Annotated in this window: 18 protein-coding genes; 5 read left to right on the top strand and 13 right to left on the bottom strand. The window is 63.3% G+C overall.

Features of this window, described 5'->3' with window-relative positions:
• Positions 1–205 precede the first annotated feature (205 nt).
• The 6 genes from SO139_RS32160 to SO139_RS32185 form a co-directional block, all read right to left on the bottom strand.
• Positions 206–634 carry a hypothetical protein gene (locus SO139_RS32160; protein ID WP_449384141.1) on the bottom strand — a complete coding sequence of 143 codons (429 nt, stop codon included), beginning with the start codon at positions 632–634 and terminating at the stop codon, positions 206–208.
• A gap of 119 nt (positions 635–753) precedes the next feature.
• Positions 754–1002, bottom strand: coding sequence for a hypothetical protein (locus tag SO139_RS32165; protein WP_474800763.1), 249 nt, complete (start codon positions 1000–1002; stop codon positions 754–756).
• Positions 1003–1273: 271 nt separating this feature from the next.
• A complete protein-coding gene (locus tag SO139_RS32170) occupies positions 1274–2677 on the bottom strand; it encodes an apiosidase-like domain-containing protein (protein ID WP_498541240.1) in 1404 nt (467 codons plus the stop codon).
• A 353-nt stretch (positions 2678–3030) separates the two neighbouring features.
• Positions 3031–3828: an adenylate/guanylate cyclase domain-containing protein gene (locus SO139_RS32175; RefSeq protein WP_474800759.1), complete on the bottom strand. Its 798-nt coding sequence runs from the start codon at positions 3826–3828 to the stop codon at positions 3031–3033.
• 211 nt (positions 3829–4039) lie between these two features.
• Complete coding sequence (locus SO139_RS32180; protein ID WP_474800757.1) at positions 4040–6979, bottom strand: AAA family ATPase; 2940 nt, start codon at positions 6977–6979, stop codon at positions 4040–4042.
• Positions 6976–8583, bottom strand: coding sequence for a hypothetical protein (locus SO139_RS32185; RefSeq protein ID WP_474800755.1), 1608 nt, complete (start codon positions 8581–8583; stop codon positions 6976–6978). The genes SO139_RS32180 and SO139_RS32185 overlap by 4 nt, the downstream gene beginning before the upstream one ends.
• Positions 8584–9320: 737 nt before the next feature.
• Between SO139_RS32185 and SO139_RS32190 the strand changes: the two genes are divergently transcribed.
• The 3 genes from SO139_RS32190 (at position 9321) to SO139_RS32200 (ending at position 13140) form a co-directional block, all read left to right on the top strand.
• Positions 9321–10043: a winged helix-turn-helix domain-containing protein gene (locus tag SO139_RS32190; protein ID WP_449384147.1), complete on the top strand. Its 723-nt coding sequence runs from the start codon at positions 9321–9323 to the stop codon at positions 10041–10043.
• Between the two features lie 342 nt (positions 10044–10385).
• On the top strand, positions 10386–11732 hold the full coding sequence (locus SO139_RS32195) for an FAD-dependent monooxygenase (RefSeq protein ID WP_498541241.1): 1347 nt from the start codon (positions 10386–10388) through the stop codon (positions 11730–11732).
• 31 nt (positions 11733–11763) lie between these two features.
• Positions 11764–13140 (top strand): FAD-binding oxidoreductase, encoded by a 1377-nt coding sequence (locus SO139_RS32200; RefSeq protein WP_498541242.1) that lies wholly within the window; start codon positions 11764–11766, stop codon positions 13138–13140.
• A 117-nt stretch (positions 13141–13257) separates the two neighbouring features.
• Here SO139_RS32200 and SO139_RS32205 read toward each other — a convergent pair whose 3' ends face one another.
• From SO139_RS32205 to SO139_RS32230, 6 genes are all read right to left on the bottom strand, one after another.
• Complete coding sequence (locus SO139_RS32205; protein WP_449384150.1) at positions 13258–13497, bottom strand: DUF3551 domain-containing protein; 240 nt, start codon at positions 13495–13497, stop codon at positions 13258–13260.
• 206 nt (positions 13498–13703) lie between these two features.
• A complete protein-coding gene (locus SO139_RS32210) occupies positions 13704–14411 on the bottom strand; it encodes a fumarylacetoacetate hydrolase family protein (protein WP_498541243.1) in 708 nt (235 codons plus the stop codon).
• Positions 14404–15462, bottom strand: coding sequence for a gentisate 1,2-dioxygenase (gene gtdA, locus SO139_RS32215; protein ID WP_449384153.1), 1059 nt, complete (start codon positions 15460–15462; stop codon positions 14404–14406). The genes SO139_RS32210 and gtdA overlap by 8 nt, the downstream gene beginning before the upstream one ends.
• A gap of 33 nt (positions 15463–15495) precedes the next feature.
• Entirely contained in the window at positions 15496–16851 is a 1356-nt protein-coding gene (locus SO139_RS32220; RefSeq protein WP_498541244.1) for an MFS transporter, read from the bottom strand.
• A 79-nt stretch (positions 16852–16930) separates the two neighbouring features.
• Positions 16931–18571, bottom strand: coding sequence for a benzoate-CoA ligase family protein (locus SO139_RS32225; protein ID WP_449383137.1), 1641 nt, complete (start codon positions 18569–18571; stop codon positions 16931–16933).
• Between the two features lie 21 nt (positions 18572–18592).
• A complete protein-coding gene (locus tag SO139_RS32230) occupies positions 18593–19741 on the bottom strand; it encodes an FAD-dependent monooxygenase (protein WP_474800746.1) in 1149 nt (382 codons plus the stop codon).
• Positions 19742–19897: 156 nt separating this feature from the next.
• On the opposite strand from SO139_RS32230, the gene SO139_RS32235 reads away from it, so the two are divergent.
• Both SO139_RS32235 and SO139_RS32240 read left to right on the top strand, forming a co-directional pair.
• Entirely contained in the window at positions 19898–20296 is a 399-nt protein-coding gene (locus SO139_RS32235; protein ID WP_449383139.1) for an acyl-CoA thioesterase, read from the top strand.
• Positions 20293–21123 carry an IclR family transcriptional regulator gene (locus SO139_RS32240; RefSeq protein WP_449383140.1) on the top strand — a complete coding sequence of 277 codons (831 nt, stop codon included), beginning with the start codon at positions 20293–20295 and terminating at the stop codon, positions 21121–21123. The genes SO139_RS32235 and SO139_RS32240 overlap by 4 nt, the downstream gene beginning before the upstream one ends.
• On the opposite strand, the gene SO139_RS32245 is transcribed toward SO139_RS32240, so the two are convergent.
• Positions 21115–22017 carry an N-acetylmuramic acid 6-phosphate etherase gene (locus tag SO139_RS32245; protein WP_449383141.1) on the bottom strand — a complete coding sequence of 301 codons (903 nt, stop codon included), beginning with the start codon at positions 22015–22017 and terminating at the stop codon, positions 21115–21117. The genes SO139_RS32240 and SO139_RS32245 overlap by 9 nt on opposite strands.
• Positions 22018–22149: the final 132 nt, after the last annotated feature.

Below are 22149 nucleotides of genomic sequence, written 5' to 3' on the forward strand. Positions count from 1 at the left end.
CACCTCCCGCAGAACAAAAGCGGAAAGTGTAACCCATGTGTCCGGTACGTACCGTCACCTATGTCTCAGGCTGCTCACAAGGATTTGGGGCGGCTTCTCGCGCTTCGCCTTTTCCTCCACCAACGAAACAACCAACCCTAGGTTCTTGCCCGGTGCCGAATGCGTTCCGCCGCTTCGAACGCGCGGCATTGGCGGGCCGCCCCTTTCAAAACAGTCTCTGCGCTGGTTTGCACTCGCCATTGAATTTCTTGAGACCATCGCGTTCAATGAACTGAGCAATCAACGCACCGGTTACGCGGTTGAGCGTGACGCCGCCTTTGTCCGGATCCGTTGAAGCGACCGTTACCCCCGACAAATCTCCGGACATCGTCCATTTCACGTCATTTATCATCAAAGTCTGTTTGCCAATATCAACAGCGACCGCAATGGAAGACCTCTCGCCTACTCGGTTGACCTGTTTGCCTTGATGGATCACTTCAACTGTTCCCCAGCATGACAACAGCTGTTCGTCAGCCTTTGCGTTGGCGGAAGCGATGAGTGCAAAAACGGATACCAAGACCAATAGCGCCGCGCGCTTGGTAGGTGAGGCGTCAATATCCAGGGACGCGACAGATGCGGCAGTCAGATCGTCCATGAGAACCTCCCGAAAAGCACCGACCTAGGTCAGTGAGCGCCTTGGTCATGGTCAGGCAGGCAATTGCTCGCGCACTCGACGACCATCTCGCGTTCAAGGGAGAACCGAGATGGCCCTACTCATTGCTCACCGCGGGGGCCCTTATCCTCAGTCTCCTCGATCAGCATGTCGAGTTGACTCGCTAGATCGCTCAAGCTCTCAAAGTCACCTTGGCGCAAGGCGGCATCCTTGGCCAACTTCAGCCATTCGCTGGCGAGTTGCAGCCAAGCTTCCTTATCGATCGGATCGTCTGCCTGCCTCGCAGATTTGCAGCATTCCTCGGCCTTCCAGCGGAACCGATTTGCGGTACTCTCGGACATGACGGGCACCCCCGCGTGTCCCCACCCGAGCGGTGCACGCTAGGCCGACACCGACGAGGGTTATTGAGCCAAATCAAGGAGCATCGGGATATCGCCTATCGGCCCGCTTCGCACGCTTTGGCCCCCTGTCGGCTGATTGACGTAAACCGGACTCGTTGCGCTCAAAGCGAGTTATTCCGAGTCTGCCCCCAAAGGCGACGTTGCCCTTGAGCGGCCAGTAGTAAGCCCAAAGGCCGCAAGTCGTGGCCGCGGCAGAAGAAGAAGACTTGGCAATTGCCCCTCAGGGCGGAGGCGACGCTTCGAGCACCAAGACCCAGTCGCCTTCACCAGATTTGTTGACTCCCGAAGGAGTGAACCGCCTGCTCCCCTCATTGGCGAAAGGAGATCCCGTCACGTCCGTGTACTCTCCACTCGTGGGATCGTACCAGCGAGCCGTCGCCGTGCCCGCGAGCCTGGACATGTCGACCGTGATGGTCCGAATTGATGGCATGTAAACGATCACCAGCGAGCCATTGGGTGTTCGGGCAGCCGTCGCGCAAGTGTTGCTTGTGATGTATCCAATGCCCCAATACTTTCGGAAACGACCGAGCGCCCTTGACATCAGCGAGTCTTGGTCATGGCCAGCGTACGCCATGAATTTTCCGACAGCACACGAAAAGTAGTCATAGCCAGCAGTCACGACTGCGTGGGTTTGATCGGGCACCAGATCATACCATCTTCGCGAGGCGAAAAGCTTTTCCATGTGGCTTAGCTGGATTACGCCCGACGTATCCAGCTTGGCTTCCCATCCCTTCCGAAGCTGCCAGGAGTGGGCGCTGCCATAAAGCTGTCCCGCGGCGCCGCTGAGCATCGACCAATACTCTTGTTGTCGCAAGTTTCGCGTAGAACTGTCACCAGTGAGTTGCCCCTCGAACTCGTAGTTGGCTTCCACCATGAAGACGGGCTTGAAGTTCGCGCGATTGTATTCAGTTAGAACCTGCGCATAGGTGGGAAAGTAGGTGTATGCCGCATCGAGCTCGATGAGGGGCGCCCATGAATCGTCGTCCAGAGAACCGCTGGTCGTATAGTTGAGCTCGACCGTATGGATGTGGTTTTTATCGATGCTTCTGATCCCGCGTGCGACGGCCTTCACTAAATCGTCGTCGGCAGCATTTTGCCATGACTGCAGGTCGTTACCATGCATCCAGACAAGGTTGGGAAAATCCTTGTAGCGACTTCCCAAATATTGCCCGTACGCGAATGCTTTGGACTTGCCGTTCTTTCGGAGGAAATCCAGCCAGCTGATCGTCTCGATGGGGTCCAGGAGTACGACCATGCCGTGATCCGCCGCAATGCGGAGCATATCGTCGACCCGCTGAAAGTACGCCGGATTTGGTGTTGCAAGGTCGCCCGGAACCAGAAAAGGTGCAATTCCATCAAACGTCTTTGCCTCTATGTTGCAACTCGCTTCAGTGAAAATGCAAAGCAGGTTGATCCAAAGCGTGTTGATGCCATAGCTCCGACGATTGACCATAAAAGCCGCCGCCTCGCTCTGCGACAAACTGGTGATCAATTGTTGTGGGGAGTCTCCGACCATCAGGAACGGAGTGTTTTTCTGGTCGACGAGATAGCGGTTGTTGCGGCTTGCTTTGAGTGGATAAACAGGACCGCCAGGAGATCCAGATCCGGAGATTGGAGGGTACATCGGAGCTTCTTGCGCAAGAAGGCAAGGCATCGGCCCGATAAATAGGGCTCCTCCCAACAGCGCTCTGGCTACAGAACGAAGCATTTGTCACTGATCCAATCATGCATCGCAGCATCAACGATCAAACTATGTTCTTCGGATGATCATATCACGCTGGAAGCGCGTGGGCGGCGACTGTCCGCTTATCGCTCGCGCATGCGGTCTGGACATCCATCATCGACACGCTCCTCAACTTTTGAAGAGTTCGGTAAGGAGCACGGTGACAATGCACTCAATAACCCCGCCGCTTTCGCAGGTTCGAAGGCGCACGAATTAAGTGCACCGTAATTCCCAGCGCCCCTCCCGAAGGCCCCTTAATCTTCGACCCGGAACAGCCGCCATCGCTCGGGCACGCCTTTGAGCTGGTGAACGCCGTGATCCCTGAAGCGGATTTGCGCGTGCGACGCGAGCAGGTCCTTGACCGCGCTCGAGACCAGGACTTCACCGGCGCGCGCTTTCGCGGCGATGCGCGTGCCGATGTGAAAGGCAAGACCGACCATTTCGCCCCCGCTCACCGTGTACTCGCCCGCATGCAGCCCTACCCTGATCTCGAGCCCGAGCGTGCGCACGGCCTTTTGGATCGCTGTCGCGCAATTGACCCCGGCAGCCGGCGCCTTGAACGTCGCCAGCACTCCGTCCCCCGTCGTCACGACCTCCTTTCCGCGCGACGTCTTCAGCTCTTTGCGCACGGCCGCGTAATAGTGGCCCATCACCTTTGTCCAACGCGCATCGCCGAGCTTTGCAGCCTTTTCGGTGGAGCGGACGATATCGACGATCAGGATCGTGGCGAGCGCCTGTTTGAGCTCGGTGCCGCGCTCGACGGATCTGCGCCGGAGCGCAATCGGCCCGGCCAGCGGTTCGTAACGATGGTTGCGGCGCCGCGCGATCGCGGCTTTTGCATAGTCCTGGGCACGCTGCGCCGTGCCGCAACGAACTGTTTTCTCTCTCGGCGCAAGCGTCCAGTAAACCTTCCGCCCGTCTCCGGCGCCATGGACTTCCACGGCGCCCCACTTCAGGAAAACCGCCGAGCCAACGCGCCGAACACACCACGCCTTCGACGTGTATCCGGAAACGTTCGACTGATGGACTCCGATGCGAAGGAATTTTGGCATGAACGTACGGCCATTCGCAGGAACGTTTGGGAAAGCCTGCTTCAAAACGTAATCGTACACCCCTGCGTTGGCAACCGCGCCGCCTGACCGACGATCTCCGACAAAGGCGACGAAAGGGCGTTGCGCGCCGCTGTGGCGATCATGCCTCAAGCGCGCTTGGCGCCGTCTGCCGGGCCGGGCGACGGAGGCATTGGCAATACGCCCCAGCCATTCACGCCGACGACGGCACGGCCTCCGCCAAATACTGCGCAAACAGGCGCTCGCCGTTTTGCGCGGCGCGACGCTCCTGTTCGGCGACCTCAGCGCGGGCTTCGTCGTGGCGACCGAGCTCGATCAGCGCCTGCGCGCGGAGCGCACCGAACCAGGTCTGCCAGGTCTCGAAGCCAGTGGCCTTCCAGGCGGCGATGCCCTCGTCGAGGCGCGCAAGGCCGCTCTCCACCGCGCCGTCCTGAATGTCGGCCCAGCCGAGCGCGACGTCGGCGAAGGCGACGAATTCCGGAAAGCCCATCTCGACGCAGAACGGGCGGCAGCGCGTCGCCCAGTCGCGGGCGGTCGCGACGTCGTCGCGCAGCATCGCGACGATGAAATTGGCGAGCATGGAAAAGCCGCGTGAATGCGGTTGGCCGAGCGCCTCTGCAAGCGGCACCGCGTCCCGCGCATGAGCCGCGCCGGCCTCGCCCGCGCCCGTCATCGCGCAGGCGATGCCGAGATAGAAGCGGCCGAATACGCCGAAATCCATCATGTAGTGCGGATAGAGCGGCGCGTGGCGCTCCGGCCGGTAAAGCCCGACCGTCTCGCTCAGGCGTTTGCGCGCTTCCATCGCGTCGCCGAGATGCAGGCGGATCATGCCGTTCATGTTGCCGGCCGCGAGCGTGTGCTCTTCGCTGGGGTCTCGGGCCTTCATCGCATCGAGCGCTTCGGCGAGCGGCAGCGCGGTTGCAAATTCGGCCTTGCCCCAGTGATACAGCGCAAGGCCATAGGTGATGCGAAACAAGGACGGCGTGTCGGGCAGCGCGCGGCAGGTGTCATAGGCGCGCCGCTGCACGGCGCCGAAGTCGGGACTGCCGGGGCCCTTCATCACCATCTGGGCCGGGCCGAGCACGGCGAGCAGGCCGAGCTCCTCGCGCCTGCGCGCCTCGTCATCGGGCTGGTCGGCGAGCGCATCGAGACCGGCCTGCAACAACGCCGCCGCCTCCTGCGCGCTGCCGCGCCCGATCGCGGCGCCCCCCGCGCGCAGCCACCATCCGGCGGCCGCATGCGGCTTGCCGCCGAGGGTGAAATGACGGGCGACAATCTCCGGCTCGCGCTCGGCGATCTCAGTGAAGTCCGAGATCAGTCGCTGCGCGACACGTTCGTGCAGCTCGCGCCGCGGCCGCGCGAGCAGCGAGGCGTAGGCGGCATCCTGGATCAGCGCATGCTTGAAACTGAGGTTCTCGCCCGGCCCCTGGCCGACCAGGCCGGAGGCGAGGATTGCCTGCAGGGGCCCGTCGAGTTCGTCAAGGGACTGCTCCGTCACCGCGGCGAGCAACGCGGGCGCGAACTCGCGCCCGATCACGGCGCAGACCTGGATCACGCGCCGGGCCGGGCCGAGTCGATCAAGCCGCTCGGTCAACAGGTCGGAAAGGGTTTCGGGCAGATCGCCGCGGCGGATACGATCCGGCGACTCCAGCATCATGCGCGTCATCTCTTCGACGAACAGCGGCACGCCGTCGGTCTTCGCGACGATGCGCGACACGTCGGTGGGCGACAGCCCGATGTCGCGCCCGATCGCTTCGGCAAAACGGGAAGAATCGTCCGCCGTCAACCGGTCGACCGCGAGGGTGGTCACGCTCTCGCGCGCGGCCCATTCGAGCCGTGATCCGGGTCGCGTGGTCGCGATCATCATCAGGGGTGCGGCGGGGTTTGCCTCGACGAAGCCGGAGAGGAAATCGAGCGAGGTGGGATCGGCCCAGTGCAGATCCTCATAGACGACGACCAGCGGCTTCTCACGCGCTTGCGCGACCATGAGCTCCTGCAGGATCGCGAGCGTGCGCGCGCGCTGCTCGGGCGGGCTCATGCGGACGGGGGGCACGTCCTCGCCGGCGATGCCGAGCAGGCTCGCGAGCAGCGCCGGCGCTTCGGGATCGGCCACCGGCCGGCCGTCGAGAAACACGCGCAGCTTGTGGAGCCGCACGCCGTCTTCGTCATGGGCCGCGATGCCGCACTGACGCTGCAGCAGATCGATGTGGGGATGCAGCACGGTGTTGGCGAGCGCGGCATTGCATTGCAAATTGACGGTCTGGAACGCGGCGTCCGGCGCGGTCTCGTCCAGCACGTGCGCAAGGCGCGACTTGCCGATGCCGGCTTCGCCGACGAGATTGATGAACTGCGCCGATCCCCCGCAGGCCGCGTCGAACAGGCGCCGAAGCGCATCGCGCTCGACATGGCGATTGATGAGCGGAGCGCGGGCGATATCGAGCCGCCGCTCGAAGCGGCTGCGGCCGGCGCGAATCCCGGTGGGCACGAACGCCGCGATCGGCTCGGCGAACCCCTTCAGCGTTTGCGGCCCGAGCGCGCGAGCCTCGAACACACCCTCGACCAGGCGCGCGGTCGACTGCGCCATGATGACCTCGCCCGGCGCAGCCAGCGACTGCAACCGTCCGGCAATGTTGAGCGCCGCGCCGGTGAAATTGTCCTCGATGCGTGCGGTGGCCGCATTGCCCTGCCCGACGATCACACCGGTGGCGATGCCGACGCGGACCTGAAGCGGCGTGCCGGCGACCGCAGGCGCAAGCCGCGCGACCTTGTCGACGATGGCAAGACCGGCGCGAACCGCACGCTCGGCGGCGTCCTCATTGGCGATCGGGTAGCCGAAGCAGACCACCACGCCGTCGCCGAGATGATGCAGGATGAAACCGCCGAAGCCGTCGACGGTCTCGCGGATGGCCATGCGATAGGCGGCGAGGCCGTCGAGCAGCTCTTCGGGATCGCGCCCGTCGATCATCTGGGTCGAGCCGACGAGATCGGCGAACAGCACGGTCATGCTGCGGCGTTCGCCAAGCGCAAGCCGGACCGTCACCGGCTTCGCCTCGGCAATCCGCGCGCCGCAGGCGCCGCAGAACTTGACGCCCTCGCCGAGCGGCGTGCCGCACTGGGTGCAGAAGGCGGTCAATGGACCGGTGTCCGCTTCGGCAGCAGGGTAAAACCCTGGCTGCTCGCCTGCGCGGTGCCGATGGCGAACATCAGGAGCATGTCATAGTCGAGCCCCCGTGGCATCTGCGTGAGGGCGCGGTGAACCGCCTGCGGATCGACCGGCTTTGCGGGATTGGGCGCGAAACGCACGAACGGCAGCGCCGTCATGCTCGCAGTAGAGACGGCCGCGGGAAGCAGCAGCGCGGGCAACAGATTCTGCGGCTGGTTGCCCGGACGGTTCTGATACCACTGCGCCCATTGCGGGCCGCCCGGTGTGTAGAGGCAGAACGGCTTTCCGTCCGGCGGCAGCGACGCAATGATCGGCGAGGGATACATCCGCGCCGGGACCAGGCTTTGGGCGGTGCCATGGCAGCTCAGGCAGGCGGACGCATGGAAGCCGCCGGAGACATCGGTATGCTTGACGTCCGGCGAGTCGCAATCGGCGTCGGTCTTGAGCTGGCCGCGCTGCACGCCCTCCACCAGGATCACGCCGTGGCGCTGGGCGATGTCGATCGGGCCCGACATGCGCCCGCCCCATCCGAGGGTGGCCTCGGTGTAGGCAGGCGCCTTCGGATTGCGCCAGAACTGCGTGAGCGCCGTGCCGGGCGGATGACCTTCCGGATAATGATCGAATTGCGGATCATTGCCCCAGGTGGCGCCGAGCGGCACCAGCTGGTCCCAGGCGCCCGTGCCCTTGGGCACATCCTTGTCGTAAACGAAGGTCGCAAACACCCAGCCCGTCTCCGGCGCCGCGTCGGTGTCCTTGACGATGATGTCGAACTGCATCACGCGCAGGTCCGTCACTTGCAACGTGTAGGGCGCGTTCGAGCCGTGCAGGCGATGGTCGAGGATCTCCTTGAGCGGCGGCCGATACACGCGCCAGATCGCGGCGCCATCGACCACCGGCCAGTCGGCCGGCGTCGCCGCCACGCCGCCCGCCTTCACTACGAGCCCGCCCTCGGGGAAGCTCGCGGCAGTGATATCGGGGACGCCCACGTCCTTCCAGATCTTACTCAGCATCGTCGCCGCCATGCGGTCGTAGTAGACGATGGTGTGGTTTTCGGTGTCGCTCTTGAGCCCGCTGTTGGTCTCGCTCGCGCCAAGGATGATCTGCCCGGTGAATGCACCAAGGATCGGATCGCGTCCGCTGTCATAGTCGCCGGGCGCGTCCGCCGGCCCCATCCAGGGCATGTCGTACCAGCCGCTCGAAGCCGGATCCCATTGCGCGGGCGCCTCGATCATCTTGCGCAGCGACGGCGCGACATAGTCCTTCAGCCGCGCCATGTAGTCGGCGGCGTTGGCAACGGTGATGGGGCCCTTCGGCTTGACGTCGCGCCACGACCGCTCGGGCGGCTGCGCGGGATAGTCGTGGCTCAGCTTGCGGAACTTGTAGGGTCCCTCGAACGGCGGCGGGTTGGAGTCCGCCGGCGGGTAGACGCCGAAATTGGACGCGAACGGATCAGGCGCGTCGGCCGCGAATGCCGCCGCGGGCATGAGCGCAGGTATCAGTGCAAGTTTCAGCGTCAGCGTCGTGGCGGCCTTGGCGACGACCGCCCAGCTCGACCGGGATTCAGACCGCGGCATGTGCACCCCCTCGTGCCCATGGGACTGCTGCTCAAGCGCGCATGCCTGCAGGACACGGCTTCCGGCGTTCAATCTGAACCCGAGACCCCGTTTGCGCAAGCGCGCCGGCGAACGCCCCCATTAAATTTGCAGAGCTTTGGAATTTGCAGAAATTTGAAGCCTTGCCGAAACGACCCTGCCGGGACGATTGACACGTTCAGAAACAAATACGCCGCCCCCAGCGGACGAGGCCTAGCATGGGATTACCCGAAGACTTGTGACATCCTTCACAATTCGGCGAGGGTTTGGCGGCTGACGTCGGAGACGCCTGGCATCGACCTCCGGCGCGGCGCCATGATCCTCGACGACCGCGTGACCCCAAAGTTGATGGTCGGTGGGCTGCTCGCGATCTCCGGCGTCGCCATCACACCAGTGAGATCGAGCGCTCGACCAATTTGAAAACCCGGAAGTCGCGCCGTGCCCAGCGTCGGCGTGGTGACGCGAGAAAATGCCGACGCTGCGAAATGTCAGGCCAGGCGCTTCAACATCCGTATCAAACCGGAACTTGAAGCCGGAACTTGAAAGCCGGAACTTGGCGCCAAGCGGGAACCCGCCATCGACTGCGATCAACGCTTTCGTGAAATATGAAGCAGCTCACAGTCCTAAATCGACGTCCGGGTTACCCGGGCGAAGAATTCCGGCCGTCGATTTGGGGGCGATGAGATCGGAAGTGCGCCTGATGACTGACGGGAAAAGACATGAACCAGGAGATCGGAGCGACAGGCTATGTCCTGATCGTCAACAATGATCCATTGATGCGGCAGGCGGTGAGCAGCTACTTTTCCGACCACAATTTCCGCACCAGCTGCTCGTCCGACTGGAGCGAGCTGAACTGCACCCGAACGCTTCCCAGCTTGATCATCATGGACCAGCCAAACGGCCTGCATGACGGGCTGGATCGACTGCGATCCATCCGGTCGAAATCAGATGTTCCAGTCATCGTCACCGGCAACCGCGCCGACGAGGTTGATTCTGTCGTCAGCCTCGAACTTGGCGCCGACGACTACATCGTAAGGCCCAGTCCCGGAGAATTGCTCGCACGTGCCCGCGCGATACTGCGACGCCGGGAAATGTCGCGTTCAGCGCAAAGTCGTGTACGGGAAGGCGGCGGCTACAGGTTCAATGGCTGGCGGCTTGAGCGCTATGGCCGACGTCTCGTAGACCCCCTCGAAACACCGGTCTCGCTAACCAAAGGCGAGTATGCCCTGTTGCTGGCGTTCCTCGAAGCACCTGAACGCCCCCTTTCGCGTGAGCATCTCCTGAATGCGACGCGGGTTCGTGAAGATATCTTCGATCGGAGTGTCGATGTTCAGGTCCTGCGGCTACGGCGCAAGTTGGAGATTGATCCGAATGCACCGCCCATGATCCGGACCGAACGTGGCGTCGGCTATGTTTTTGCCCTGCCGGTCGAGCGCTTTTGACCAATTCTTCCCGCCGGCCATGTGAGGCCCCGCCTCGATGGCGACGCCGGCAGAAAGACGCGTGCTGCGTTGGGAGCAATGGCGTTGCTCAAATCTCCTTTCGCAAACGGACCCGATGTGATTTTGCCGGGCGCACGTTGTTGCGCCTTGTAGCCGAGCCTGTGAGTCATCTTGCAGACGGTGCGTTCGTTGCCATGAACCACCTCGCTACGGCTGTAACGCAATGCGCAGTCCCTGAAATTCTTCCGTAGCGCGTCTCGCTCATCCTGCGGGCGGCTCGCTCAGCTTCGCCTCGGCCGAAGCTTGTGGCGACCGACATCGTAACCATCGGGAGCCCTACGCATGTCAAATCCGATACTCAAGCAAGCTGTCGTCATCGGTGCGGGGATGGGAGGTCTTGCTGCGGCAAAGGCTGTCGCGCCGTACTTCGAAAAGGTCACGGTGTTCGATCGTGACGCGCTGCCGGACGTGCCAGCGCCTCGCTTCGGCACGACGCAGGCATGGCACACGCATGGGCTGCTCGCGGGCGGACACCGGGCACTCGAATTTCTGTTTCCTGGCATCGAGCACGATCTCATCGAGGCTGGCGCCATTCGGATACGCGTTCGGCGCGACATGCGCCTTGAAGCGCCGGGCTTCGATCCTTTCCCGCAGCGCGACCTCGGCTTCGATCAATTCGGCATGTCGCGTGCCGCGCTCGAGCACGTCTGTCGTCGGCGGGTCGAACGTATCGGGCATATCGAGTTCAGGCCGCGCACGCGTGTAACAGAAGTCATTGCCTCGCACGACAATCGTGCGGTGACGGGAGTGCGCTTTGACGACATGCGCGGGAGGGAGGGAGGCCTCGCTGCGGATCTGGTCGTCGACGCCTCGGGGCGGGCTTCGCCAACGCTTCGCTTGCTCGAAGCGATCGGCTCGGCGAAACCGGCAGCGATCGAGATCGGCATCGATCAGGCCTACGCGACGGCCATCTTCGAAAAGCCCGACGACGCTCCGACGGATTGGCTCGGCATGGTGCACGTGCCGATGCCGCCGGCCAGCAGCCGCCTCGCGATCATCATGCCCATAGAGGGGCAACGATGGAGCGTCTCGCTTTGCGTAAATCACGGCGAGGCGGCGCCCGGCGACATTGACGGGTTCATGGCTTTCGCCAAGTCGCTCCGCCGTCCCACCGTCTACGATGCGATCCGCGGCGCGAAGCAGATCGGCAACATCGAGCGGTTCGGAATGCCGTGCAGCGTGCGGCGCGCTTTCGACAAGCTCGACCGTTTCCCTCGCGGGTTGATCCCGCTCGGGGATTCGATCTGCCGCTTCCCTCCGGTCCAGGGCCAGGGGATGTCCGTCGCCGCGCAGGAGGGCTGCGTTCTGGCGACCCTGCTCGAGTCGCGCTGCCGACTCACCGATCCGCTCGATGGCCTCGCGGAAGCCTACGTCCGCGACATCCAGCCGCTTCTCGAAACCCCATGGACCGTCGCGATGGACGATCTCGTTTATCCGCAGACGCGCGGTGTGCGGCCGCCGGACCTCGAAGCGAGGATGCAATACGCGCGCGCGCTCATGCGGCTCGCAGCCGAGGATTACGAGACGGACAGGATCGTCTGCGAAGTACGGGGGCTCCGCAGGCCGCAAAGCGCGCTGCGCGCACCCGAGCTGGCAAGCCGCGTCAAGTCCATGATGGCGGTTGCGTAGGCCTTTTTCGAAATCGCAAGTGGAGGAATTAATGAACGTCATGAACAAATCGACCGCTTCCGACCCAGCCGCGGAACTGGGTGCGAAGATGCAGGGACGAATCGTGGCACGGGGCGACGGCGACTATGCCCGCACGCGGCGGGTATGGAACGGCGCCGTCGAGAACCAGCCAGCGTTATTTGCAGTGTGTGAGACGTCCGCGGACGTGCAAGCGGCGGTGCGGAGTGCGCGTCGGCACGGAGTTCCTCTGTCGGTACGCGGCGGAGGTCATGACTGGGCGGGCCGCGCCTTATGCCCGAACGGACTCGTCGTCGACCTCGGCAAGATGAGGCAAGTCATCGTGGATCCGCACGCTCGAACAGCGACCGTCTCCGGCGGCGCAAGGATCAAAGACGTGGCTGCCGCCGCGGGTTTCTACGGTCTGGTTGCGGCATTGGGCAACTGCGGTGAGGTCGGCGTCACCGGCCTCACCCTGGGCAGCGGCTACGGCCCTCTGAACGGTCGGTACGGCCTGGCGGCGGATAATTTGCTGGGTGCCGAGGTGGTGCTCGCGGACGGGCGGCGCATAACGACCGGACCGGATGCGGAGCCCGAGCTGTACTGGGCGCTACGCGGCGGCGGCGGCAACTTCGGCGTTGTCACCTCCATGCGGATCCGGTTGCATGAAGCGCGCCGCATGCTCGCGGGATCGATCGTTTATCCCTGGACCGAAGCCGAGTCAGTGCTGCGCCGCTACGCGGCGTTCGCGGAAACCATGCCTGACGAACTCGGTGTGTCAGCGATCATGACATCCGGTCCGGATGGCCAGCCCGCGCTCATGCTGTCGCCGCTGTGGAACGGCGACCAACATCGAGGGGAACGCATCATCGGTGACCTCCAGGCCCTTGGAGCGCCGCAATTCGCACAGCTTGGGCCGATGACCTATACTGACATGCTCGCCCCGTTTGATGCCTGGGTGGCCGAAGCGGCTGGCTGCCACTGGGAGATCCGGACGCGCTCGCTGCCCACGCTCATGCCCGGCGCTATCGATACGATCATTAGCGCAGTCGCCCGCAAGACGTCGCCCCGCACTGCCATCGCTTTTCACCACTTCCACGGCGCGGCCACGCGCATTCCGGCGGATGCGATCGCCTTCGGCTTGCGCCAGGAACATTTCATGGTGGAGATCATCGCCGGTTGGGAGCCCGATGGAAGCAACGGCGCGGAGCACAGGCAATGGGCGCAGAACCTTTGCAGGAGCCTCGCCCCGTTCGCCTTGCCGGGTGGCTACGCCAACCTGTTGGGGCCGGATGACCGCGAACAGGCGGCGACGGCTTATGGCGACAATGGCGCCCGGCTCTGCGCCCTCAAGCGTCGCTTCGATCCCGATCGGGTCTTCGCGTCTGCGATCCCGCTGCCGGAGAGATAGATCCGTTCGATCGGGAACCCATGTTGCAGCCGTAACCACCGGCGGCTTGCCGTGGCCCCTTACTCCTTAGAGTGCCCTACTCAGCGCCATTGAACCGTTACGCGTCCCACGGCTTCCTCAATATTGGTGGACTTTCTTGGGATGCGATGCGCGCTGCTTGAAGAGATGGTGCCTGTTCATATCGCAGTACGTGTTCCACCGGCCGGAAGCTGAAGCCAGGCACTGCTCTCTTGTCTGGTAAGAACAGTCACCTGAGGCGCCAAGCCCTCCGCCAAAGACGCACCAGGGATAATCGTGTGCCGCATGAGCGGTGGTGACGGCTGCCAATAACGTCAGTGCGACCAGGATCGTGCGCATCGTTGCTCCAATGGAAAGCAGGGCGAATATGATGGCGGTGAGCGGGCACCGAAACGACAAAGCGACTGTTGAGCTAGATCAAACGTTTCCGGGCACGTAGCCGTTCCCGCAACGCGCCGTTCTGTTGCGCCCTACCGAACATCGCCTCCCAAGCAGCAACGTACGACCTCGTTTCGGAAATGCCCGCCCTGCCGACTTCAGAAGGCCTATTTTACAGGTATCCTGATTTCGCCCAGGCCCTCGATTCCTCCCGTCACCACCTGGCCGCGCTGCACGGGGCCGACGCCTTCCGGCGTGCCCGTCATGATGATATCGCCGGGCTTGAGCGCCATCGACTGCGAGCAGATCGAGATGATGTCCGGCACGGGCCAGATCAGCTTTGAGATGTCGGAATCCTGCTTGAGCGCGCCGTCGACGGCGAGCCAGATGCGCCCGGCGTAGGGATGGCCGACCTTCGAGACCGGTCGCAACGGGGCGATCGGCGCCGACAGATCAAAACCCTTGCCCCAGTCCCACGGACGGCCCTGCTCACGGGCCTGAAGCTGCAGATCGCGGCGCGTCAGATCGATGCCGACGCCGTAGCCCCAGACATGATCGAGCGCGCGCGCGACGGGAATGTCCGCGCCGCCCTGCCCGATCGCGACGATCAGCTCGATCTCGTAGTGGAAGTTGCTGGTCAGAGGCGGATAGGGAACCGTCGTACCATCGTCCACGACCGTGTCGGCAGGCTTCATGAAGAAGAACGGCGGCTCGCGATCGGGATCGCGCCCCATCTCGCGCGCGTGCGCCGCGTAGTTGCGGCCGACGCAGATGATCCGGCGCAGCGGAAAGCGCGCTGTGGCATTGTGGACCGCGACCGAGGCATGAAGCGGCGGCGGCAGGACGAAATCGGAGTGGGTGCTGGTGTTAGGCATTGCCGCGGTCCTCTCGGAAAAGATGCAGGGCTTCCTGAATGGGTCGATCGGAATAGGAGAAAATCACGGCGTCGCCGTCGATCGCCTCGTGACGCACGCGATGCCAGGACGGGACGACGAAGATGTCGCGCTTGCCCCATTCGACCACGATGTCCTCGCCGGATCGCGACGAGATGATGCTGCGTCCCTTGCCCTCGATCGGCACGAACACGGTCGCGTCCGTCGAGCGGTAGACCGCGGTCGCAAAACCCTTCGGCAGGAGCTGGATGAAGGTCGCCATGGTGGCCATGGCGTGATTGCCTGTGATCGGGTTGGTGTAGCGCATCTTGAGACCGTGGCATGCGTCCCAGGCGGCGGCGCGTCGCAAGCGCTCGAGCGACTCGCGCGTTCGCGCATAGGGATAGTTGAACACCGGCGAGGTGCCGCCGCCTCCCCTGTGATCAACGGGAAGCAGGTTATGGCCATAGCGGGCGTCGCTGTCGCCGACCGGGCGGGTGATCGGCTGCTCGTCAACGTCGAGATGTTCGGCGAAGGATGCATCCAGCATCTGAATGACGGGAATATCGAGACCGTCGAGCCAGAACACCGGATCGGAACTGGGGTTGCCATGATCGTGCCAGGCCCAGGGCGGCGTGATGATGAAATCGCCTTCGTGCATGATGGTACGTTCGCCGTTCACCGCCGTGTAGGCGCCCTCGCCTTCGAGGATGAACCGCAGCGCGGATTGCGTATGGCGGTGGGCCGGCGCAACCTCACCCGGCATGACGAGTTGCACGCCGGCATAGAGATCCGTCGTGATTTTCGACTGGCCACGAAGACCGGGATTTTCGAGGACCAGGACCCTCCGCTCCGCCTCCTTGGCGGTGATGAGGCTCCCGGCCTCGAGCATGTATGCGCGGATCTCGTCAAAGCGCCAGGATGCCGGGCGACACGCGCTTCGCGGTTCGGGTGTTACGAGATCGGCCAGTGAGAGCCACAGGGCCGTCAGGTTGCTCTTGTCGATCTTGTCATAGAAGGCGCGCCGCTCTGCCGTGTCGGCCGTTGGCGCCATGATGGCTTGTTGCGACATTTGCCTGTCTCGCTGTTAGTGATGAAGCGTCGCGGCCGACGGCGTGAGCTTGAGCGCCGGCTCGCGTCGGCGAAGCGCGATCACGGCAAGGCCCGCCAACAGGGCCGGTGCTGCCGCCGCCAGAACGACGGACTGCGCATTCCACCCGAAGCCGAGCAGAACACCACCTGCGACCGGACCGATGATCGAGCCGATGCGGCCCACGCCCAACGCCCAACCCACGCCAGTGGCCCGGATCTCAGTCGGATAGAGGCTGGCCGCGAGCGCGTTCATGCCGATCTGCGCGCCGACCACGCCAAAACCGGCGAGGAAGGTCGAGATCATCAGCGTCCACACGCTGGCGGATCCGAAGGCGATACCCGCAATGAAGAGCGCCGAGGCGGAATAGGCGCCGCCGAGCACCAGATACGGATCGAGCCGGTCGACGAAGCGCCCGAGAACGATCGCGCCGACGACGCCTCCGGCGTTCAACACGGCCGTCGAGAGGATCGCGATGTTGAGGGGCAGGCCGCTCGCCTTGAGCAGCGAGGGCATCCAGTTCACGAGGAAGTACATGACGAGCAGGTTCATGAAGAACGCGATCCAGAGCAGCACCGTCATGGATGCGCGGCCTTCTCCGAAAAGCTTCGTCACCGGAAAGCCGGATGTTTGCGAGCCATGCATGACATAGCGGCTCGACGACGAAGGCGAGATGGTCGGATCGAGCCTGACGAGCAAGCCTGCGATCCGGTCGTCGGCAACGTTGCGCGTCATCAGATAGCGGATCGACTCGGGCAGCCAGATGATCAACACGATCAGGGTGACAAGGGGAAGCACGCCGCCCACGACGAAGACCGCTTGCCAGCCGAGCGCACCGATCAGAGGCGCACTGATCACGCCGCCGATCGTCGAGCCCAGCGGAAAGCCGCAGAACATGATGGCGATGAGCAGCGCGCGCATCCGCTTCGGCGCGTATTCGCTGGTCAACGCAATGATGTTGGGCATCGCGCCGCCGAGTCCAAGGCCCGTCAGGAAGCGGTAGACAAGGAGCTCGTTCAGCGTGCTCGCGCGCGCCGTGACGAGCGCGAAGATGCCGAACAGCAGCACAGAGAGCAGGATCACGGATTTCCGACCGAAGCGATCGGCAGCCGGGCTCAGGACGAAAGCACCGACCGTGAGGCCAGCGAGGCCCGCGCCGAAGATCGGACCGAAGCCGGCCATCGCGATCCCCCATTGCTCGGCGATCACCGGCGCGACATAGGCGATCGCCTGCGTGTCGAAACCGTCGAGCAGCGCGATCCACGCGCAAAGAACGAGGACCAGAAGCTGGAGGCGTCCGAACCGCGCCTCTTCGATGACCTCGGTAACGTCTACAATATTCGCAGCGGACATCACGAACTCCAGTGCGCCTGTGTTTCTAAGCTGGTGACAATTCAATAAGCTTTTAAAGAGGACGGAGCTGGCTGCTCGTTCAGGCTACCAACGGAGCGCTGCGCAGCTTCTGTCGATCGATCTTGCCCGTTCCCGTCTTCGGCAAATCGGACCAGTATTCGATCAGGCGTGGATATTTGTAGGGAAGCAGTTTCGACTTGACGTGATCCTGCAGCTCACGCGTCAACGACTCGCTCGCCACATGACCGTCCCGAAGAATCACGAATGCTTTCGTGGTCATGCGGCGATCGGGCAGCTCGAGGCCAAGGACCGCGCATTCGCGGACCGCAGGATGTTCCGACAGGCAGAGCTCGATCTCGACCGGGTAGATCCACTGGCCACTCACCTTGATGAGATCGTCGACGCGACCGACGAAGGTGAAGTAGCCGTCCGCGTCCTCGACGAGCCTGTCGCCGGTCCAGATCCACCCCTCCTCGCGCATGGTCTGTTCGGTCTTGTCGGGCCTGTTCCAGTAGCACGGCGCGTTGGAGTGGCCGCGGACCCACATCACGCCTTCTTCGCCTTGCGCGACTGGCTCCCCTTCGGGCGTGGTCAGCCGGATCTCGTATCCCGGAACGCGCTTGCCGGCTGTCCCGGTCTTCCTCTGTTCGCGCGTGTTCGACAGATAGATGTGCAGAACCTCGGTCGATCCGAGTCCTTCGACGATCTCGAGCCCGAAGCGTCGCCGCCAGTCGCTGAAGATATCCTGCGACAGCACTTCAGCGGCCGACAGGCAGAGGCGCACGCTCGACAGGTCGGCAGACCCGATGCGAGGATGATTCAGCAACGCGTTGTAGAGCGTCGGCAGGCCGAAGAAGAGGGTCGGCTTGAACCGCTCGATCAGGTCCAGAACGGCAGCTGGCTCGGGCCGCCCGGCGAGCAGGACAGTGCTGGCGCCGACCGAGAACGGGAACGTGATCGAATTGCCGAAGCCGTAGGCGAAGAAGATCTTCGGCACGGAGAAGCAGATGTCGTTCTCCTCGATTCCCAGAATGTGGCGGCCGAAACTATCCGCCGTGTAGGCCATGTCGTGCTGGAGGTGCACGATGCCCTTCGGCCGGCCGGTGCTGCCCGAGCTGTACATCCAGAACGCCATGTCGTCGCGGCGCGTGGGTGCAGCTTCCAGCTTCGCAGGAAACTGGGCGAACCATTGGTCGCCATTCAGGACCTTGATCGAGGACGGTTCGCATGCGGCATCGCCGTTCACGATGACCAGCGCGCGCAGCGACGTCCCCGCGATCGTCTCCGGGTCGAACAAGGCCGCATATTCGGCGTCGACGACGGCAGCCGGCGCGGCCGAGTCCTGGAGATAGAAGCCGATGAGGTCCTTCGGCGACAGCGTGTTGATCAGCATCGGAACGAAGCCCGCACGGATCGCGCCAAAGAACACCGCAGGATAGGCCGCCGTGTCGTTCAGCAGGAGGAGCACGCGGTCACCGGCGACAAGTCCGAGCGACCTGAGTGCATTGCCGCATTTGGCGGCCTCGATACACAGTTCGCCATAGCTGGTGTTGCCAGTCGCGGCAAAGATCGCGACCTTGTCGGCACGACCCGCTTTGAGATTGTCGAAGAGGATCTCGCTGGCGTTGTAACGCTCGGCGATTTCGAAGCCGATCTCCTGCGCGCCGGGCGAATTGTCGGGCACATGGTCCACGATCGCGTAGCTGATTCCGTCCGTCATGGGAGCGCTCCTCATCATCGCTTACGTGCTCGAGACCAACGAACTGGCGTCGTAACGCGCCATGAAGCCAGGCGACATCGCGCGGAGCTGATTGTCGTCGATGCGGCCGGAGCGGGTGATATAGCTGTAGCCGAAGTCCAGCGGAGCCAGCTTCATGTGCTCGGCAAAGCGCTCGTACCAGGCCGCGCTGGTCCTTGCGGCCTTGACCAATTTCTCCACCACCGGCCGGCGCGCGGTCTCGTAGTCTTCCAGTGCACGGCGGAGGCTGTGCGGCTCGCCGTCCAGCGCGTTGACGAGAGCGATGACGTCCTCGAGCGCGAGGCGCGTGCCTGATCCGATCGAGAAGTGCGCTGTGTGAAGCGCATCGCCGACGAGCACCATGTTGCGGTGCGACCAGCGATCATTCCACAGCCACGGAAAATTCCGCCAGATCGACTTGTTGTTGACGAGCTTGTGTCCTTCGAGGGTGTCGGCGAACACTTTTTCGCAGATCGCCCTGCCCTCTTCCTCGGTCTTCTCCGCAAAGTCGGCGCGCAGCCATGTGGCGCGATCGCACTCGACGATGAACGTGCTCATCGTCGGCGAATAGCGGTAGTGATGGGCGTTGAAGCTGCCGTGCTCGGTTTCGACGAAGGTCTGGGTCAGTGTCTCGAAGCGCTTGGTGGTGCCGTACCAGGCGAACTTGTTGTCGTCGTACGAAAGGGACGTCTTGAAGTCTCCTTCAAAGGTCCTTCGGATCAGCGAATTCACGCCGTCGGCGGCAACGACCAGATCGTATCCCGCGAGTTCATCGACGGAGCGCACGACGGTGCCGAACTGCAGATTTGCGCCTGCGGACCGTGCGCGCTCGGTCAATTGCGTGATGAAATCGAGCCGTCCGACCGCGGAGAAGCCGACACCGTCGAGCGCGACGCGTTCGCCGCGGTGAACGAGAGTGATGTCGCGCCATGTCTCCATGCGCGCGGAAACGGCCTCGGCGGTTTCCGGATCATCGGCGCGAAGGAAGTCGAGCGCCTTGTCGGAGAAGACGACGCCAAATCCCCAGGTCGCGCCTTCCTGGTTCTGCTCGAAGACGTCGACTTGGTCGTTGGGATGCCGACGCTTCCACAAGTAGGCGAAGTACAGCCCCGCAGGACCACCCCCCAGCACAGCAATGCGACTGAGCCGCATGACTTTCCCTTCCCTGTTGCTTTGCTTACCGCTTCTTATTGCGTATTATGCAATTGATTTCTTAATATGCAATATATTTTTGCGTCTTGAGGAATCATTTTTCTTATAGGGAACGAAGTCCACCGAGCTAAGCTCGTCCGGCAGAAGGATTTTCGGATGTTTGAGACAGCTTTCACGATCGAATGGGGCGATTGCGACGAAGCCGGAATCGTCTTTTATCCCAACTACTTCTATTGGTTTGACTGCACCTATCAGCGCTGGCTGAGGCGATGCGGATTGAGCCAGCGCGAGCTCAAGCGCCGCTTCGGGAGCGTCACGCCGCTGGTCAATGTGGGCGCCCAGTTTGCCGGCCCTGCCCGCTACGACGATGAGCTGCTGGTCCGCGCGGAAATCGCCGAGTGGCAAGAGCGGCGATTTCGAATCGACTACAAGCTGTCGGTCGGAAACGTGCAGATCGCGAGCGGCTTCGAACAGCGCGCCTGGGCTTCTGTCACGGACACAGGCGAACTCCGCGGCGCGAGCATGCCGCAAGAGTTCAAGGACATGTTGCGATGAAACGGACGCGCCCGAAAGATCCTGATGAAGAGAGCGGCGGGACGGCCCCCGGTGGCATCCAGGCTCTCGACGCCGCGCTTTCGGTCCTGCGAGTCCTGCGATCCTTCGACGGGCCGGCGACGCTGTCAGATATCGCGCGCGAAGCCGGCATGCCACCGAGCAAGGTGCATCGCTACCTGGCAAGCTTCATTCATGCGGGCCTTGCCGTGCAGAAGGAGCGCTCCGGCAGGTACGACCTCGGCCGCGAAGCTGCGGAGCTGGGCGTTGCGGCCATCAGCCGGAACAACTTCGTCGTCCGCGCCTCCGATGAGCTTGAGGAACTGGCCGCGACGACGGGGCAAGCGGCACTGCTGGCTGTCTGGAGCCACAATGGCCCGACCGTGGTCCGAATGGAGAGAGGTCCCCATCTGACGACCACGTCGATCGGTCTTGGCAGCACGTTTCCCTTGCTCGACTCCGCGACCGGACGCGTCTTCCTGTCTTATCTGCCGTCCCCACAACTGGCCGCGCGGCTGCAAAACGAACTCGAGCGCGCCGCTTCTGTCGGCGTGAGCTGGCCGGATCTCGATCCCAACCCGGAAAGCGTCGAGGCATTGACGACGAAAATCCGGCGCGAGCGCGTCGCCTATGTCGACGGACGTTACATTCCGGGCCTGATTGCGATCTCGTCCGCGATCACGAACTGGCAAGGCGAGATCGAAGTCGCCGTGACCTTGTTCGGCACGCACAGGGACTTGCTGCAGCCGGACAGTCCCGCGCGGGCAGTTTTGATCGATTTTGCCGCCCGTCATTCGATCGCCCCGCCGACCCCCGCTCCGTCACCCTAGATCGTCAAGGACGCGACGGAGATTGCCCTTGTGGCTGGCGAGAAGATTCGCCGCTTCCGTCTTGTCGTATCCGAGCACGACGAGTGCGGCCAACTTGATGTCGCCGCCGGTCTCTTCCAAGGCAGAGGCGGCTTGCGTTTCGCTGCTGCCGGCAATGCGGGCAACCATCGCTTCGGCGCGGCGCTTCAGCTTCGCGTTCGTGGGCAGCATGTTGACCATCATGCCGCGGTAGACGCGACCAAGACGCAGCATGATGCCGGTCGACATCAGGTTGAGGACGATCTTCTGGGCGGTGCCGGCCTTCATCCGCGTTGAACCGGCGATGAGCTCCGGCCCGGTCTCGACGAGGACCGGATATTTCGCGGCTGCAAGCAGCGGGGCCTGGCGGTTATTGGCAATGCCGACGGTCACAGCCTGGTGCTGGCCGGCCCGGCGTAATGCGGCGACGGTGAACGGGGTCGTGCCGCTCGCCGCAACCGCGATGACGACGTCGTGCGACGACAGCCGTGCGGCATCGATCTGGGCGATTGCGTCGTCGATGTCGTCTTCCGCGCCTTCGACGCTGGTGACGAACGCGCTCTGCCCGCCGGCGATGATGAAGTGGACCCGCTGCTGTGGCCACGCGAAGGTGGGCGTCAGTTCGGCGCCGTCCTGGATCGCCACCCTGCCCGAAGTCCCTGCGCCGACATAGACCAGGCGCCCGTCATCTCCGAGAGCTTCTGCAGCGGCATCCGTCGCCGCGGCGAGCGCAGGAAGACATTGGCCGACGGCCGCGACCGCTGCGAGCTGACCTTCCCACATCGCTTCCAATGCGGCCGTTCCTGACCACGCGTCCAAATCCGTGAAGCGGGGATCGACGGCTTCAGTTGCATTGGCGCGATCCGTTCGTTTCATGGGCTCATACCACCGTGGCGCGACGAATCTGAGTTGCCAGTGGCCGGCTCGGCCAAAGGCATGTCGCCGTTCATCGCATGCTTGAAACTGCCAGCGCGACCGGCGAACCAACTTGGATCCTGGTACATGGGT

The sequence above is a fragment of the Bradyrhizobium sp. UFLA05-89 genome (assembly GCF_059803475.1).